16 protein-coding genes are annotated in these 17,123 nt (G+C 60.1%); 8 read left to right on the plus strand and 8 right to left on the minus strand.

Annotation, left to right across the window (positions count from 1 at the left end; genetic code table 11):
- Window positions 1-5: 5 nt before the first annotated feature.
- On the plus strand, window positions 6-1,106 hold the full coding sequence (locus tag ACFWYE_RS23600) for a DUF2865 domain-containing protein (protein ID WP_379114711.1): 1,101 nt from the start codon (window positions 6-8) through the stop codon (window positions 1,104-1,106).
- On the opposite strand, the gene gltX is transcribed toward ACFWYE_RS23600, so the two are convergent.
- The 5 genes from gltX to ACFWYE_RS23625 all read right to left on the minus strand — a co-directional run bounded on the left by gltX (window position 1,024) and on the right by ACFWYE_RS23625 (window position 7,599).
- The gene (gene gltX / locus ACFWYE_RS23605) at window positions 1,024-2,397 is read right to left on the minus strand and encodes a glutamate--tRNA ligase (RefSeq protein ID WP_379071461.1); all 1,374 of its coding nucleotides are present in this window, start codon (window positions 2,395-2,397) and stop codon (window positions 1,024-1,026) included. The genes ACFWYE_RS23600 and gltX overlap by 83 nt on opposite strands.
- A gap of 148 nt (window positions 2,398-2,545) precedes the next feature.
- Window positions 2,546-4,348, minus strand: a complete 1,803-nt coding sequence (locus tag ACFWYE_RS23610) for an ABC transporter ATP-binding protein (protein ID WP_379071464.1) — start codon at window positions 4,346-4,348, stop codon at window positions 2,546-2,548.
- Between the two features lie 368 nt (window positions 4,349-4,716).
- Window positions 4,717-5,121, minus strand: a complete 405-nt coding sequence (locus ACFWYE_RS23615; RefSeq protein WP_379071467.1) for a GNAT family N-acetyltransferase — start codon at window positions 5,119-5,121, stop codon at window positions 4,717-4,719.
- 2 nt (window positions 5,122-5,123) lie between these two features.
- On the minus strand, window positions 5,124-6,800 hold the full coding sequence (locus tag ACFWYE_RS23620) for an NAD+ synthase (protein WP_379071470.1): 1,677 nt from the start codon (window positions 6,798-6,800) through the stop codon (window positions 5,124-5,126).
- An 85-nt stretch (window positions 6,801-6,885) separates the two neighbouring features.
- Window positions 6,886-7,599, minus strand: a complete 714-nt coding sequence (locus ACFWYE_RS23625) for a DNA-3-methyladenine glycosylase I (protein ID WP_379071473.1) — start codon at window positions 7,597-7,599, stop codon at window positions 6,886-6,888.
- Between the two features lie 96 nt (window positions 7,600-7,695).
- On the opposite strand from ACFWYE_RS23625, the gene ACFWYE_RS23630 reads away from it, so the two are divergent.
- A complete protein-coding gene (locus tag ACFWYE_RS23630) occupies window positions 7,696-8,274 on the plus strand; it encodes a DUF1003 domain-containing protein (protein ID WP_379071476.1) in 579 nt (192 codons plus the stop codon).
- A gap of 38 nt (window positions 8,275-8,312) precedes the next feature.
- Complete coding sequence (locus ACFWYE_RS23635; RefSeq protein ID WP_379114712.1) at window positions 8,313-8,867, plus strand: DedA family protein; 555 nt, start codon at window positions 8,313-8,315, stop codon at window positions 8,865-8,867.
- 5 nt (window positions 8,868-8,872) lie between these two features.
- Here the strand turns inward: ACFWYE_RS23635 and ACFWYE_RS23640 are convergent, their stop codons facing one another.
- Complete coding sequence (locus ACFWYE_RS23640) at window positions 8,873-9,232, minus strand: diacylglycerol kinase (RefSeq protein WP_129415426.1); 360 nt, start codon at window positions 9,230-9,232, stop codon at window positions 8,873-8,875.
- Window positions 9,233-9,595: 363 nt separating this feature from the next.
- Here ACFWYE_RS23640 and ACFWYE_RS23645 point away from each other — a divergent pair, with 363 nt between their 5' ends.
- From ACFWYE_RS23645 to ACFWYE_RS23655, 3 genes are all read left to right on the plus strand, one after another.
- The gene (locus tag ACFWYE_RS23645) at window positions 9,596-10,666 is read left to right on the plus strand and encodes a diguanylate cyclase domain-containing protein (RefSeq protein ID WP_379071482.1); all 1,071 of its coding nucleotides are present in this window, start codon (window positions 9,596-9,598) and stop codon (window positions 10,664-10,666) included.
- Between the two features lie 138 nt (window positions 10,667-10,804).
- Entirely contained in the window at window positions 10,805-11,185 is a 381-nt protein-coding gene (locus ACFWYE_RS23650) for an antitoxin Xre/MbcA/ParS toxin-binding domain-containing protein (protein ID WP_379071485.1), read from the plus strand.
- Entirely contained in the window at window positions 11,145-11,918 is a 774-nt protein-coding gene (locus ACFWYE_RS23655; RefSeq protein WP_379114713.1) for an RES family NAD+ phosphorylase, read from the plus strand. The genes ACFWYE_RS23650 and ACFWYE_RS23655 overlap by 41 nt, the downstream gene beginning before the upstream one ends.
- Here the strand turns inward: ACFWYE_RS23655 and ACFWYE_RS23660 are convergent.
- The gene (locus ACFWYE_RS23660; protein ID WP_379114714.1) at window positions 11,892-12,794 is read right to left on the minus strand and encodes a LysR substrate-binding domain-containing protein; all 903 of its coding nucleotides are present in this window, start codon (window positions 12,792-12,794) and stop codon (window positions 11,892-11,894) included. The two genes, ACFWYE_RS23655 and ACFWYE_RS23660, sit on opposite strands and share 27 nt — an antisense overlap.
- Between ACFWYE_RS23660 and ACFWYE_RS23665 the strand changes: the two genes are divergently transcribed.
- The gene (locus ACFWYE_RS23665) at window positions 12,793-13,197 is read left to right on the plus strand and encodes a hypothetical protein (protein ID WP_379114715.1); all 405 of its coding nucleotides are present in this window, start codon (window positions 12,793-12,795) and stop codon (window positions 13,195-13,197) included. The genes ACFWYE_RS23660 and ACFWYE_RS23665 overlap by 2 nt on opposite strands.
- Before the next feature lie 57 nt (window positions 13,198-13,254).
- Here the strand turns inward: ACFWYE_RS23665 and ACFWYE_RS23670 are convergent, their stop codons facing one another.
- Window positions 13,255-14,628 carry a class II 3-deoxy-7-phosphoheptulonate synthase gene (locus ACFWYE_RS23670; RefSeq protein ID WP_379071497.1) on the minus strand — a complete coding sequence of 458 codons (1,374 nt, stop codon included), beginning with the start codon at window positions 14,626-14,628 and terminating at the stop codon, window positions 13,255-13,257.
- Window positions 14,629-15,061: 433 nt separating this feature from the next.
- Between ACFWYE_RS23670 and ACFWYE_RS23675 the strand changes: the two genes are divergently transcribed.
- Window positions 15,062-16,972: an ABC transporter ATP-binding protein/permease gene (locus ACFWYE_RS23675; protein ID WP_379114769.1), complete on the plus strand. Its 1,911-nt coding sequence runs from the start codon at window positions 15,062-15,064 to the stop codon at window positions 16,970-16,972.
- Window positions 16,973-17,123 lie beyond the last annotated feature (151 nt).

Raw genomic sequence — 17,123 nt, forward strand, 5'->3', positions numbered from 1 at the left:
CAATGATGACCGGGGTGAATCGAAGGCAGGCGCTTGCATGGACGCTGGTTTGCGTCATCGCGCTGGTCTTTTGTTCCCTGCCCCGTGCCGAGGCCGCCTCTCGCATCTGCCGTCAGCTGAGAGCAGAGCTCGCTTCCCTGCAAAAAGGCGGTGGTGCGGGCCAGCAGCGTCGCTATGACGGCGCCATCGCCCGCCAGAACAACGAACTGGCCAAGGCACGCACTCAGGCGCGCGACGCCGGGTGTGGTTTTTCATTGTTCGGCGGCAGCGTCAGTCAGTGTGCGGCACTCAACACGGCCATCGACCGGATGAACGCCAACCTCGACAAACTTCAGCGCAAGCGGGCGCAAATGGGAAATGCCTCGCCGCGTCGCGATCGAAGCCGCCTGCTGGCGGCGCTGGAAACCAATGACTGCGACGACAAACCGACGCAGCAAAAGCAAGTTCAGGCAGACGAGCCAGATGGCGAGGTGGAATCCGGAGCGAAGGAAGCAGCGCTCGGTGCAGCTTTCGTCCCGTCGCCATCCGGCGAATTCCGCACGATGTGCGTGCGCACCTGCGACGGCTACTTCTTCCCGATGTCGAATGCTGCCGCCGTCAGTGACTTCCAGCGCGACCAGAACCGTTGCAACGCCGGCTGCCCCGGCACGGAAATGCAGGTTTTTTATTCGCGCGGCATGACGGGCGATCCCGCAGCGATGACGTCATCGAGAACCGGGCGCCCCTATTCCGAACTTCCGTCAGCTTTTCTCTACAAGAGTCCCGACCAGCCACTGCCGCAAGGTTGCGGCTGCAACGCAGCGCAGAATTTCAAGATCATCGGCGGCAACCCGCCGCTTGCACAGCCCGGAACCGATGCTGGTTCCGGCTTCCTGCCGACGCCGACGGACAAGCCAGATCTCGCCGACGATCCCGAGACGCAAGCCAATGCGGCAGGTGGATTCGACATAGAGATCATGCGCCAGATGGTGAAGAAACCAGAGGTCTCTCCCGTCTCTGCATTGCCGCCGGAACAGCGCAAGATCAGGGTCGTCGGGCCAACGTTCCTTCCCGACCCAGAAGCGGCAATAGATCTGCAAGCTCCGGCCCCGAAACAAGTCCGGTAAGCGCCAGCCTGAGCGGCAGGAACAACGCCTTGCCCTTGCGGCCGCTCGCATCCTTGACCCGAGCGGTCCAGTCCTTCCAGACCGTTGCCGTCCAGGGCTCTTCCGGCAGGAGATCGAACGCTTCGCGCACGAACTGCAGTTCCTCGGGCTCGAATTCAGGTCTATCGAGCGGCCCCTCCTGAACGATACGCCACCAGGAGACCGCGTCGCTCAACCGGTCGAGATTGCCGCGGACGATGCCCCAGAACTGCTCTGCGTCGTCGCCGGATATGCCAAGTACCGCCAGGCGGTCACGCGCGTCTGCAAAGGACAGCGTGTGCATCAGGCCACGGTTCAGCACAACCAGCTCTTCCGGGTCGAACTTGGCGGCGGATTTCGAGGTCGCGGCGGGGTCGAAATGCGCTGCCAGTTCGCTCATATTCTGCATTGGCTGGACATTTTCCGAGGTGCCGATCAAGACGGCGAGGGAAGCGACCGCCATCGGCTCGATACCGTCCGAACGCAGCCCTTCGATCGAGAGCGAACCAGTGCGCTTCGAAAGCCCCTCACCGGTTGTCGTGGTCAGGAGATTGTGGTGGCCAAAGACCGGCACCTCCCCTCCCAGCGCCTTGAACAAGGCAATCTGAACGCCGGTGTTGGTGACATGGTCATCACCACGGATGACATGGCTGATGCCCATCTCGATGTCGTCGACCACAGACGGCAGCGTGTAGAGATAGGTGCCATCCTCACGAACCAGAACCGGATCCGACACGGAGGCCAGATCGACGGTCTCCTCGCCGCGAACGAGGTCGTTCCAATGAATATCGGTGCGTTCCGGTTCCTGGGGATCGCTCTTGAAGTTTGGCAACAGGAAACGCCAGTGCGGACGACGTCCGTCAGCCTCGAGGTCGGCGAGCTGCTTGGCGGTCAGGGTCAGTGCCTCCCGTCCATAGACGGGCGGCAAGCCGCGTGTGCGCCGGATCTTGCGCCGCAGATCCAGTTCCTCGGGCGTCTCAAAGCAGGGATAGAGCACCCCGGCCTGTTTCAGGCGCTCGACGGCGGCATCGTAGATGTGCACGCGCCGCGACTGATAGTCGGTAGCATCCGGGAAGATGCCCAGCCAATGCAGATCATAGAGGATGGAGTCGGCATATTCCTGTTTCGAGCGCACCGTGTCGGTGTCATCGAAACGCTGAACGAAGCGGCCCTTGTGCTTTTGCGCAAACAGCCAGTTGAAAAGCGCGGTACGCGCGTTGCCGATATGGATGCGGCCGGTGGGAGACGGAGCAAAACGGACGGTAACTGTCATGAACGGGGCGTAGCGGATGAGTTGGACCTTGGCAAGGCGCGCCTTAAAACCTCGATCGGTCGGAAATATGGTGAATTCCGATCAAGCGAAAAAAGCTGCGGGCCGCCTCCTTCGAAGCGGCCCGCTTTGTTTTCAGAGGATTGCCGGATCAGACCAGCCCTTTGGTCAATTCCAGCGCCTGCCGCTCGAACAGCCGGCGGTAGATGCCGCCGCTCAGGCGGATAAGCTCGTCATGCGAGCCTTCTTCGACGATCTTGCCCCGATCGAAGACCAACAACCGGTCTAGCGCCCTCACCGTGGACAGCCGGTGTGCGATGACCAGCGTGGTGCGCCCGACCATCAGCCTTTCCATTGCCTGCTGGATCAGCACCTCCGATTCCGAGTCGAGACTTGACGTCGCCTCGTCGAGGATCAGGATCGGTGCATTCGCCAGAAAAGCGCGGGCGATCGCCACACGCTGGCGCTCACCACCCGAGAGCTTCACGCCGCGCTCGCCGACCAGCGTGCCGTAGCCCTTGGGGAGCCGGGTGATGAAGTCGTGCGCACTGGCAAGGCGCGCCGCTTCCTCGATCTCCGACTGGGTGGCATCGGGCCTGGCATAGGCGATGTTTTCGGCAAGCGAGCGGTGGAACAGGATCGGTTCCTGCTGCACGATGGCGATCTGCTGGCGCAGCGACGATTGCGTGACCTGCGAGATATCCTCGCCGTCGATCAGGATGCGGCCACCGCTGATGTCGTAGAGCCTCTGGATCAGCTTGACGAAGGTCGTCTTGCCCGACCCTGAATGGCCGACGAGGCCAACGCGCTCGCCGGGCTCGATCGCCACCGAGAAGTCGCGGTAGAGCGGCTCACGATGGTTGCCGTAGTGGAAGGTGACGTGGTCGAACACGATGCCACCGTCGGTGATACGGGCCTGCTCGGCTCCCGGCACATCCTCGATGCCGAGCGGCTGCGCCTGAAAGTCGACCAGTTCCTCCATATCGTTGATCGAGCGCTGAAGGTTGCGAATATGCATGCCGATGTCGCGCAGATATCCCTGCAGCACGAAGAAGGATGTCAGCACAAAGGCGACATCGCCAGCGGTCGCCTGTCCGCGCAGCCAGAGCAGCAGAACGACACCAATCACCGCCGCCCGCAGGACCAGCAGCATCACGCCCTGCGTGGTGCCGTTGACCGTGCCCCGGTTCCAGGTGCGTCCCGTGCGATGATGCCACTTGGTGACAACCTCGGCCAGTCGCTGCTCCTCGCGTGCCTCCGCGCCAAAGCCTTTCACCACCGCATTGCAGCTGACCGCATCTGCAAGCGCGCCGCCAAGTCGCGTGTCCCACGCGTTGGCGAGCCTTGCTGCGGGCGCGACATAGGCGAGCGACAGGATTGCCGTGACAGCGATGAAAACGAGCGAGCCGATCGCGACGACCAGGCCCATCATCGGCCAATACCAGCCAAGTAGCACCGTCGAGCCCACGAGCATGACGACGGACGGGAACAACGCGACAAGGATCGTGTCGTTCAACAGGTCGAGTGCCCACATGCCACGGGTAACTTTACGCACTGTTGAGCCGGCAAAAGAATTGGCATGCCAGTCGGTCGAGAAGCGCTGGACACGATGGAAAGCGTCGGCGCAGATGTCCGACATCATCTTCAGCGTCAGTTCCACGATGCCGTAGAAACCAAAATTGCGGAAAATGACCGAGGACAATGCCAGTCCGATCAATGCAGCGAATGCAGTGACCGCGGCATTCCAAGCCTCTTCATTTGATGCGGCACCCGAGGCCACGGCATCGACCAGACGGCCGGAATAGAGTGGTGTCAGCACGTCGGCCATCGTCGAAAGCAAAATCATCAGCATGATGAACAGCACCCTGAACGGCTGGCGCCGCCAGTGAACCAGAGTGAAGCCGAGAACGCTGCCGAATGCGCCAGCGCGCAAATCGATCTTGAAACGAGTCATGACGTTTGCAGGCACAATCGTGCCTGATCCCAAAAAAGTGTAAAGAAAACACCGCGTTGAGGGCTCAGCGCCGTCGTATATGCGGATGCGAAAATGGATTCGACCAACCCCTTGCGGGGCGGCGCTCGAGGAATTCCAAAGCCTATTCTGCGACGGCGTGTTCCCTCAGGAACAGCCTCGAAGACCTAAGCCTCGTTACCTCGTATGGATTTTTCAAATGCCATCATTCGTATCCTCCCGATCAGGGAATCGCGGATGGGGACTTATAGGAGAGGCATTTTGCCACGCCAACCCCGCGGCTGTCACAAAACTGCCTTGGCACAACCGGTGAGGCTATGCTGCAACACTCGGATCACGGGCGGCGGCAATCAGCCGCGCCTGAAATGCATCGTCTTGCCATCGGTGGAAACCTGGAAACCGAAGCCGGCATAGAGCGAATGCGCATCGGCGGTTCGCAGGCTCCAGCCTCCCACGGTTGCAAGATCCGGATGATCGAGCAACGCGCGGATCAACTTCCTGCCAATGCCGGCACCGCGGCGATCCGGCCACACAATGACGTCGCACAGATAGGCAAAACAGGCATAGTCGGTGATCACGCGGGCAAATCCCACCTGTTCGCCATCCATGAAGGCAGCGACACAGAGCGAGTTGTCGAAAGCCCGGCGGTGGATGGCGTCACTGCGTTGCGCACCCCAGTAACTCTCCTTGATGACCCTTGATGTCGCCGAGAAATCGATGCGCCCGGGATCGAAGGAAATCTCGACCTCCGGCACGCTCAGGCCCGATCGCGAAAACGATTGGTGATCGGATAGCGGCGATCGCGGCCAAAATTCTTCTTGGTGATCTTCACGCCTGGAGCAGCCTGCCGGCGCTTGTATTCGGCAATGTAAAGAAGATGCTCGATGCGCTCGACGGTGGCGCGATCATGACCGCGCTTTACGATATCGTCGACCCCCATCTCATTCTCGACAAGGCATTCCAGGATGTCGTCGAGAACCGGATAGGGCGGCAGCGAATCCTGGTCGGTCTGGTTCGGGCGCAATTCGGCAGACGGCGCCTTGTCGATGATGTTCTTCGGAATGACCTCCCCTGAAGGGCCTAACGCACCCGGCGGCACATGCGTGTTACGCCAGCGCGAAAGCGCGTAGACCTGCATCTTGTAGAGGTCCTTGATCGGATTGAAGCCACCATTCATGTCGCCGTAGAGCGTGGCATAGCCGACCGACATCTCAGACTTGTTGCCGGTGGTGACGACCATCGAGCCGAACTTGTTGGAGATCGCCATCAGTATCGTGCCGCGGGCACGGCTCTGCAAATTCTCTTCGGTGATGCCTTCCTTGGTGCCTTCGAAGAGTTGCGTCAACGCATGAGAAAATCCCTCGACCGGCTCGAAAATCGGCACGATGTCATAGCGACAGCCGAGCGCACGCGCGCAGTCCTCGGCGTCCTTCAGGGAATCCTTGGAGGTGTAGCGGTATGGCATCATCACCGCGCGCAGCCTCTCCTCGCCCAGGGCATCGACGGCAAGGGCAGCGCAGATCGCGGAATCGATGCCGCCGGAAAGGCCCAGAACCACATTCTTGAAGCCGTTCTTGTTAACGTAGTCGCGCAGCCCCAGCATGCAGGCGCGATAGTCGGCCTCCTCCTTTTCCGGGATTTTCGACATCGGCCCTTCGGCACACACCCAACCGTCGGCGGTGCGCTTCCATTCGGTAACGGCAAGCGTCTCTTCGAACTGGCTCATCTGGAAAGCGAGCGTCTTGTCCGCATTGAAGGCAAAACTCGCGCCGTCGAAGACGAGTTCATCCTGCCCGCCAATCTGGTTGGCGAACAGAAGCGGAAGACCGCTCTCAATGATCTGGCGCAGCGCCACCTGATGGCGCACGTCGAGCTTGCCACGGTAATAAGGCGAACCGTTCGGCACCAGGAGCAGCTCCGCTCCGCTCTCGGCCAGCGTTTCGCAGACGCCGAGATCATTCCATATCTCTTCGCAGATCGGGATACCGATCCTAACTCCGCGGAAATTCGTCGGACCGGAAATCGATCCCTCCGAGAAGACACGCTTCTCGTCGAACTCGCCATAGTTTGGCAGGTCAACCTTGTCGCGCGTGGAAAGGATCTTGCCGCCGTCGAGTACGGCCACCGAATTGTGCTTGCCTTTTTCGCCTTGCCGCGGAAATCCGATGATGATGCCAGGTCCACCATCTGCGGTATCGCGCGCCAACCCTTCAATCGCCTTGAGACAGGCTTGCAGAAAGGCCGGCTTCAGCACCAAGTCCTCCGGCGGATAGCCGGAAATGAAGAGTTCCGTGAACAGGACAAGGTCTGCACCCTGACGGGCTGCATCCGCCCTCGCCTCGCGCGCCTTGGCGAGATTGCCGGCTATGTCACCGACGGTAGGGTTCAACTGGGCAACGGCGATGCGAAGCGTATCGGGAGCGGTCTTGGTCATGGCTAGGGTTTAGCGTGGCAACCTTGCGCCTGCAACGGACAAGGCCGGTGACCGCTTATGCCAATGCTCAATATGAGCATAATGCTCATTCCCCGGTATATTCGCGTATGGCCTCCGGCGCGTGGTTCTCGCCGATCGACATCGACAAGACGCGCGAGATGTGTTTGCGCGGCAAGCCGGTTTCAGCCACCCAGACGTTGATCTGCGCCTGGATCTTATCGAGGTCGCGCTTGGAGGTGGGGTTTTCGGCGATGTCGAGTCCGGCATCGCGCAGCGCAGCCGACATGTCTCTCGATATAATGAAGCTGTCCCACTCCAGCCAGCGCAACAGGTATTGGCCGGTGTTGCCGCCGAGCCGGCTGCCGTGCTTGGACAAATAGCCGGTCAGCCCGACCTGGTCAGCCGCCGGCCATGCGGCCAGGAACTTGCCGAAGGAACCGTGTTCCTTGGAAACTCGCTCGACGAAGACAGCGTTGTCCCGCACGGAGCGGATTTTCTGCGGATTGCGCACAATGCGCTTGTCGGACGCCAGATCGTGCCAGAAATCATCGGGCTGGAAGAGCAATCGTTTCGGCTCGAAGCCGAGAAAGGCTTCCTCGAAACCCGGCCATTTCTGTTCGATAACGCTCCAGACGAAACCGGCAGCAAAAACGCGCTCAGCCATCGTCGAGAGCACACGATCGTCGGGTACCTTCGCAAGCGCGGCATTGTCGGGTGTTGCCCCCAGCAGCGATACGAGAACCGCATCGCCACCCTTGCGCTTTGCGGCGCGGGCGCGAATCTGCTGAAAATCGAGCATGTCGCCCTTCCCGGATTGCGGCTTGGGCCGCGATGAAATGTTCGCACCATCTTCTATAGATCGCCGGCACGTGCAAGCGTCGGCAAGGAGGAGCAGATGCAACGCAGGACCATGGCGGAACTGGCCAGCCGCTGGCTGTCGCGCAACGCCGATGCACTGACCGACAGCGAACGTCGCGTGCTGCAGAGCGCTATCGACCGCAAAACGGTGTCCTTCTATTCCGGGGAGGCCGATCAACAGCGCGCCACGACCGGCGCACACATTGCCGATGCGGTGGCCAGGATCGGCGGCTCGTGGGCCTTCATCATCTCTTTCATGGTGTTCCTGATTGCCTGGGCACTGCTCAACAGTGTCGTTCTGGTCAGCGGAGCGTTCGATCCCTACCCCTACATCTTCCTCAATCTGGTGCTGTCGATGCTGGCTGCAATCCAGGCACCGGTCATCATGATGTCGCAGAACCGGCAGGCTGAACGCGACCGCATCGCCGCAGCGCACGATTATGAGGTCAATCTCAAGGCCGAAATCGAAATCATGGCGCTGCACGAAAAGCTGGACGAGTTGCGGCACAGCCAGATCATGGCGATGCGCGAGGACATCAAGCACCTTGCCGATCAGATGCTGCAACTCGAACAAAAGCTGTCGGTGCCCGTCCGCCCGACGCGTTCACGCAAATGACGGAAACCCTCCATCAGTTCGTCGAACACTATGGATTGATGGCCGTTTTCCTCGGCTGCCTGGCAGAAGGTGAAACCATTGCCATACTCGGTGGCTTCTTTGCTCATCAGCATGTCTTCGCGCTCTGGCAGACCCTGCTGACCGTGTTTGCCGGCGCGTTTGCCGGGGACACCGCCTTCTTTGTGCTAGGGAGAAGCTTTGCCCAAACCGGACTTGTGCGGCGTATCAGCCGCAAGCCCGGCTTCGACCGCGCCCGGCAGCTCGTTACCGACCACCCGAACATCTACGTGCTGTCCAACCGCTATATCTACGGCATGCGCATCCTGGGCGGTGTGGTTGCCGGTCTTTCCGGAATCGCGACAGCGCGGTTCCTGGTTCTGAACGCGATCTCCGCAGCAGTCTGGGCGACGTTATTCTGCGGCTTCGGCTATCTCTTCGGTCTCGGTGCGGAACAAATCGTCGGCCGCGCCCTGCTCCATCACGAACGCCTGCTGGTTGCATTCGCGATCGGCGTTATCGTCATGACGGCCGCAATCGCCATTGCCCGACATCTGCTGCGCCGTGAAAAAGCCCGCGAGCGCCGGGCTGGCTAGCCAAATCAGATCGGCGCGCCGTAAAGGCGCTCGACAATGGCGAACAGCCAGATACCGGCAGCAAGAACAATGGAAATCAGCACTGCCAGCGAGCCGCAATCCTTTGCGAGCTGGATATCGATATTGAACTCGCGGCTGATGGCATCGCAGGTTGCCTCGATGCCGGTGTTCAGGACTTCCACCATGATAAGGACCAGAACCGCACCGATCAGCAGCGCATAGCCGCTCCAGCTTGTCGCCACGAACCAGCCAAGCGGAATGGCCAGTACAAGCAGCATCAACTCCTGCTGGAAAGCCGCTTCGCTTTGCGCGAGGCGGCGGAACGCACGAACGGAATTATGGAAGGCGTCGATCAGCCGCTTCATGAAGTCTGTCCCTTTCCGACGATCGGCCTGTCTATTGCGCCTTTTCGATGGATTGGCGTGCTTATCCGATATCCTCCAGTCATCCGCAACCAAGATTGCCGAATCCAGTTCTTCTACGCCTCGAATGAAAGCCGACAAAAATATCTTTGCCTGCTCTTGCATAACAAGCACAGCCTCAAGTAGAAAAATGCGCCGGAAAATCGGCAGGTTAAGAAAACTTTAGCGCTAGCACATCTAAGGTCTTGCAAGCGAAAGTCGTTGGCGGAACGTCTTTCGTGTGGATTCGACTTCGAAATGAGTTCTGCAACCGGCAGCTTAGAGACCTCTGTCTCGCGTCGGTTCCGATGGGGGAATTGGGTCCAAATGCAGCCGGCAGCCGTCACGCCCGAGCGGAGTTCCGATATTGCGACCACAGTCGTGGCCACGATGCGGCAACTCGGCGTCATTGCGATGCCTCGCAATTACGAGATTTTCTATGAAGCGCTGGCCGGGACAAATCCGGAGCTCAGCCTTGCCGTGCTCGACCTCAGCAAGCGGCCAAGCCAGGATGATCTGGACCGGATCGGGCGCAGGTTCTTCGCTCAAAACCACAAGCACGGCATCGTCGACCACGTGCGTGATGTTCTGGCACGCGAGCTGGAAGATATTGCCTCGCTGCTGCGCAACGAGCGCAGCCATATCGAGAAATACGGCAAGATACTCGACGAAACTTCCGATGGACTTGCCAACCGCAGCGTGATTTCCAAGGAACTCCTGGAAAAGATCGTTGGCGCGGTTTCGACGGCAACCGCCTCGACCATCGATCATGGCAAGCAGGTAGCAAGCACGTTGGGCGACAAGACGGCCGAGCTTGAAAGCGTCAAGTCCAAGCTCGAGGAATACAAGCGCCTCGCCGACACCGATCCCCTGACTCAGGTTTGGAACCGCCGTGCTTTCGATGCCGAGATCGCGCGTATCTACAACAGCAACAAGGGCATCCTGTTCAACGCCCTGATCCTGGCGGACATCGACCGTTTCAAGGAAATCAACGACCGCTACGGCCACCCGGTGGGCGACAAGATCCTCAAGGACATCGCCGACGTCTTCCAGACCAGCGTCTCCAGCGGCATCTTCGTTGCCCGCACAGGTGGCGAGGAATTCGCCCTCATCATCGAAGGCGCCAGCGAGGAAGCCACTTTCGACATCGCCGAACGTATCCGCATCCTGATCGAGCAAACTCCCTTCGTCAGCAGCCAGAGTGGCGCCAGCTACGGTACGGTGACGATATCGATGGGCATCTGCATGGCTTCCGAGGCTATCGGACCGGAAGATCTCTATTCCAAGGCCGACCGGGCCCTCTACCGCTCCAAGGTCGAGGGCCGCAATCGCGTCACACGCCATTCGGTCATGGGCGGACGCGCCAGCAAGAACTGGCTGATCTACAAGAAAGACTAGATCCCCAACGAAGGCCGGAACAAGGCTGAAGCAACACATCAAGCTTCGCCGCCCTAAGTTCTTGTTTTGTTCTAATTTTCTTTAAAACCTTTCACAATGAACTTTTCTGCCCTATATTTGCAGCAGAAAGGATGAGCCATGTCGACGAGGATCGCACCAGCCCCTAGCGCGGAAGAAAGCGCTGTCATCACCAAGGCAACGCTGCGGGCCGCGGAACGGCTGGACGTGACGGCGCGAGCCTTGTCCATGATCATCGGCGTGTCCGAGGCCACGGTTTCGCGCATGCGCAGGAGCGAGTTCCTGCTCGACAGAGGTTCCAAACCATTCGAACTGGCAGTCTTGTTCATACGCCTGTTTCGCTCGCTCGACGCCATCACCGGCGGTGACGAGACCGTGGCGCGCGCATGGCTGCGCAACGCCAACACGGCGCTTGACGGCAAGCCGCTGGAGAAAATCCTGACTGTTACCGGACTCGTCGATGTCATCGGCTATCTGGACGCCCGCCGCGCTCTCGTCTGAGGCAATCGGCCTCGGGGGACAGTGCTGGCGCATGGTGGAGGCGCAGCATCACGTCTCCACGCTGAAGCTCGTCGATACGCTGGATGAACAGACACTCCTGGAAGAGCTGATAGAAGACACCAAGCCGCATATTCCGCATGAATGCCGGCATCTGCACTATCTGCTCGCCACCCCGTTCCGCTATGGCTCCGTCTATCCTTACGGCTCGCGATTCCGCCGTGCCGGTCGGACGCTCGGCGTCTACTACGCGGCGGAAACCATCGCCACCGCAGTCGCGGAAATGTCGTTCTACCGGCTGCTGTTCTTTGCGGAATCCCCCGATACGCCATGGCCACAGGACGCCGCCGAGTACACCGCCTTTTCAGCCGCGTACCGCACCGACAAGGTACTGGACCTCACCAGACCGCCACTGGACAGCAATAAGGGCGCATGGACACATCCAACCGACTATGTCGCCTGTCAGACTCTTGCGGACAACGCGCGCGAAGCAGGTCTTAAAGCCATCCGTTACCAGTCCGCACGAGATCCGGACGGCAGGAACCTCGCTTTGCTGACGTGTACGATCTTCAGCAACCCGCAACCGATGGAGTGGCAGACTTGGCGTGTGCGCCTCAGTGCCTCCGGCGTGCAGGCCCTGTGTGAATTTCCGCCGCGCCGCATCGGTTTCGGACGCACGGCGTTTGCCGGCGACCCGCGACTTGCCGAATTAAACTGGGATCGCGGCAAAGGCTGATCGTGTCGCCTCCGCTTCGGCGATGACCCATTCGCGGAAAAGCCTGATCTTCCGCGACTGCCGGCGCGACTTTGGGTAGACCAGGCTGTAGCTGCGATCGTCGCGCCCGATATGCTGGAAAGGCCGTATGAGCCGGCCGCTGTTCAATTCGTCAGCGAAGAAAATCGGCATCACCATCGCCACCCCCTGCCCCTGCAAGGTCAATCCGACGTCGATGCTCTGAACGCCGATCACCAGATCCATGCGGCTGTCGTCGCCAGCATTCTCGACGCCGGCGCCGGCGAGCCAGCGTGCCCACCAGCTAAGCGCTCCAAACCTGCGGATCTTCAGAAGATCCGCGGGTTGCGCGATGGCATGCCGTTCGCGATATTCGGCCGTGCAGACGGGCGCATACTCCATCGGAAACAGCGAGAAGACCTCGTGCTCTGGCAGCACGCTGTCACTGCCCCGGATCATCACATCGATGTCCTCTCTGACAAAATCGATGCTGTCGTTCGACGTATGCAGCTTGATCCGAACTTCGGGATTGGCGGCCTGAAAAGACGGCAGACGCGGAACAAGCCAGGTCGAGGCAACAGTCGGCAGCGTCGATATGATCAGATGGAGATCGGGCTTCCTTGCGACTTCGACAAAGGCGGAGCCAAGCAGGTCCAGCGCCTCGGTAACCTTTGGTGACAGCTTTCGACCTGCCGCCGTCAAAGTCACCTGTCTTGGCTCGCGCACAAAAAGCGGAACGCCAATGCGGGCCTCCAACAGCTTTATCTGATAGCTGACGGCTGCCTGTGTCATGCCGAGTTCTTCGGCGGCGCGCGTGAAGCTCTGATACCTGGCGGCGGCCTCGAAGGCCCGAATGGCGGCAATAGGCGGCAGCTTCATGCGCATACATAAGCATTCTTTATGGCAGATTGCGATATTTCGCTTTGTCAGGCCAGTCGATACCCACCATCTTTGCTTTCGCACGATTTTGCCGAATCCAGAGGCCAAGATGAAAGCGCTGCTGAGAAGACTTATCGCTGGGCTGGGCGTCTCACGCCGCGGTGTCGTCGGTGTGCGCCGCTTTGACAGCGCGGGTTCGTTCAACCGGATGAACGACGCGCAACTGCGCGATATCGGCCTGTGGCGAGCCGACGAGCAAACCTATCTGCGGCTGCGAGAGCCCGCGGCCCTCGAGATCCTGTTTCCAGGCACAGGTGGAACCCCGGTCGGCGAGGATGGCAACACCCGTTCCGGTCCGATGAAACCGCGCCTGGGCGTCAAAAACCAAACATTGGCAGATTGAATGCTTGAAACAAAAAAGGCGCCGGTTCCGGCGCCTTTTTTCCTGTCATCCAATGCTCTACTCGGCCGCCTGCGTATGCGGCTGGCGCACATGGCTCTTCTTGAGCAATTCCGACACCAGGAAAGCCAGTTCGATCGACTGGTCGGCATTGAGGCGCGGATCGCAATGGGTGTGATAGCGGTCCTGCAGGTCCTCCGCCGTGATGGCACGAGCGCCACCGGTGCATTCGGTGACGTTCTTGCCCGTCATCTCGATATGGATGCCGCCTGCATGCGTGCCTTCCGCCTGGTGCACGTCGAAGAAAGTCTGCACTTCCTTGAGAATGCGTTCAAACGGGCGGGTCTTGTAGCCGGCGGCGGTCACGGTATTGCCGTGCATCGGGTCGCACGACCACACCACGCTGCGGCCGGCGTTCTTCACCGCCCGCACCAGCTTCGGCAGATGGTCCGCGGCCTTATCAGCGCCGAAGCGCGCAATGAGCGTAAGCCGGCCAGGCTCGTTGTCGGGATTCAGCAGGTCGATCAGTTCCAGCAGACCATCCGGCGTAAGCGACGGACCGCACTTCAGGCCGAGCGGATTCTTGATGCCGCGGCAATATTCGATGTGCGCGTGATCCGGCTGGCGGGTACGATCGCCGATCCAGATCATGTGACCCGACGTGGCGTACCAGTCGCCTGAGGTCGAGTCGACACGGGTCAGCGCCTCTTCGTAGCCGAGCAGCAGCGCTTCATGGCTGGTATAGAAATCCGTCTCGCGCAGCGCGAAATTGGTTTCCGAGGTAATACCGACCGCCCGCATGAAATCCATGGTTTCGGTGATGCGGTTGGCGAGCGCCTCGTATTTCTCGGCCTGTGGGCTGTCGGCGACGAAACCGAGCATCCAGCGGTGCACGTTTTCCAAACTGGCGTAGCCGCCCTGGGCGAAGGCGCGCAGAAGGTTGAGCGTCGCGGCCGATTGGCGATAGGCCATCTCCTGGCGGGCTGGATCGGGTATGCGCGACTTTTCGTCGAATTCGATGCCGTTGATGATGTCGCCGCGGTAACTCGGCAGAGTGGTCTCGCCCTTGGTTTCATTGTCGGACGAACGCGGCTTGGCGAACTGACCGGCGACACGGCCGATCTTCACCACCGGTTGCGATCCTGCAAAGGTAAGCACAACCGCCATCTGCAGGAACACGCGGAAGAAGTCGCGGATGTTGTCCGCGCCATGTTCCGCAAAGCTCTCGGCGCAGTCACCGCCCTGAAGCAGGAAAGCCTCGCCATTGGCCACAGCCGCCAGTTGCTTCTTCAGCTTGCGGGCCTCACCAGCGAAAACCAGCGGCGGGAAGCTGGCAAGACGCGCCTCGGTCTCCTTCAGCGCGGAGAGGTCCGGATAGGCGGGAACCTGCTGAATCGGCTTCGCTCTCCAGGAATTCGGGGACCACTTTGTCATCTTGTCGCACCCAACGCGCTTTCCACGCTTCGGCACCATCGCCCAAGCCCTTCGCTCCCCAACAAGGAGATGCGGCTCCATACAGGAAGCCGGTTTCCTATTCTAGCCCGGATTTGGCAGGGACGCGAACGACTTATGCTTGCCCCTGGAAGCTTACGCCGTTTGCGCGGAAGGCACCAAACCAGCTTTCCGGACAAGACCTTACCCTAGCGTCACTGTGGCGGATCAGCCACGTGGGTGAAGCCAATCACAGACCGCTGCTAACCATTTAGTGAGAATGTTAACGGAAAATGATCAATTGGTGTTACTCTGTGTAACAAAACTAGAGAGGTTTGGGCGGGAAGTGATTCGGGTCGATAGACCGAGCCATTCAATGCTGAAACGGCGGCGCCACGATACGGCAACACCGCCAACCCGGACGCCGGTTTCTTCGATGCGCGGTTTCTGGGGCCTTATGCGGGCATACTGGTTCTCGGACCGGTGGCGAGAAGCATGGGCACTGGCTGCCATCATCGCTCTGCTGACGGCACTTTCCAGCAAGACAGGCGTTTGGTTCGCGATAGCTTCCGGCGAATTGGTCAACTCCATTGCCTTCTTCCACGATGCTGCCAACACAACGCCCCTCACCTCGCTGCTGAGCAATGCCGGCTGGCTGGTTTTGCTCGTCATCATCAAGGATGTCGGCATCACCGGCACCCGCACATTGGTTTCGGCAACGTTACATCGCAAATGGCGCGGCTGGTTGAACGGCCGCTTCAATGACGCACTGCTCGATCCAAACCACACGCATTTCCATGCCCAGAATGGGGGCGACGGGCCAGCGCCCGACAACATCGACCAGCGCGTGCAGGAATCGATCAAGGACATGACCGGCGGCGCCATCGGGCTTGCCATGGGCGTGCTGGCGGTGGCCACCTCCCTGTTCTTTGTCGGACAGAAGCTGATCGCAGACTCCACCGAAGTCGCGGGACTGGAATTCCTCGGCGACTATGGCAGCGCCATGCTGGCGCTGGCGGCAGTCGCAACCTACGTCCCGGTCAACACCTGGATCGCCATGAAGCTCGGCGGCATGCTTGAGCGGCTATCGGTCAGGATGCAACAGGCCGAGGGCAGCTATCGTGGTGAATTGACGACGTTATTGCGCCGCTCATTCCATGTCGCAGCCGCGCGCGGCGAGGAAGTCCAGAAGGCCATGCACGGCCGCCTCTATGAAGATATCGACAAGACATGGGGCCGCCTGAACCGCGTCAATGCCGGCTATTCATCCTTTGAGCTGGTCTACAACTTCATCGGCGCCCGCATTGTCGCCTACGGGCCTGGCCTGATCCCGTTCATCCACAACAAGATCGACCTCAAGGGCTACATTACCGGCGCAGAGCTGGTCAATTCGCTGATCAGCCAGTGCTCGTGGTTCATCCATGTCATGCCGGCGATCGCAGCGCTCAGAGCCAACAGCCGCCGTGTCATAGAACTGGCGGACGCCATCGAAAGTGTCCAGCAGCCCGCCGATTTCTATCGTCAGTCAGGTCATTCGGACTTCCAATACACGCATCAGAACCCGGTGTTCGGCCTTACCATCCAGCATCTCGAACTGATGCAGAAGGGAGCCGACGCCGAACCGTTCGTGACGACGGAACGGCTTCGCTTCCGGCGCGGTGAATGGACTTTCCTCAAGGGCGAATCCGGCAGCGGCAAGACTTCGCTGATCAAGGCGATCAATGGATTGTGGCCTTACGGGCGCGGCACCGTCGTTTTCCCGGAAGGGGTGAAAACCTTCTACGCAGCGCAGGAAGTGAAACTGCCGCCGGTATCACTGAAGGAGCTGGTTTGCCTGCCGGATTCACCCGACGATCATTCCGACACCAAGGCCGCTGCTGCCCTGCACCGCGCCGGCCTCGGTGAATTCATCGAATATCTGTCCGAGACGACACGCGACAATCACAGCTGGGACCAGGTTCTTTCCGGTGGCCAGAAGCAGAAACTGATCGTTTCCAGGATTCTTCTGCAGCAGCCGGGCCTGCTGTTCCTGGATGAAGCGACCGCAGCGCTCGATCCTCAGGGCAAGGTAGCATTCCATCAGGTGATCAAGGACAATTGTCCCGACGTCATCGTCATCAGCGTGATGCACGAAGCGATTCCGCCACGCTCGGCGAGCGGCGAGGAATTCTACAACAGCGTTCTCAGCATCGCCGATGGCATCGCCACCAAGAAGCCGCTGGTGCCGACATTGCCGCGCGAGATCACCACCATCCTGGCCAACCCGCCTGCGCGGCCGGTCGCCAAGGCACCGCGGCTGGAGGATGGCTGGGCGCGCATCACACGCATGCGGCTCAGGCAAAAGTAGCTGTTCCACAGCCTTCATTGGCCTGGAGGGTGACCCAGGCCGATACCGGCTCGATGAATGGACATCGGCGCGATCTGAAAGTTCGCACCGACCATCGTGACGCGCAGTGGCAGCCAAAGCCGATCATCGCCTTGACTTTGACGTTCACGTC

It is taken from the genome of Mesorhizobium sp. NPDC059025, from assembly GCF_042739655.1.
GTDB lineage: Bacteria > Pseudomonadota > Alphaproteobacteria > Rhizobiales > Rhizobiaceae > Mesorhizobium.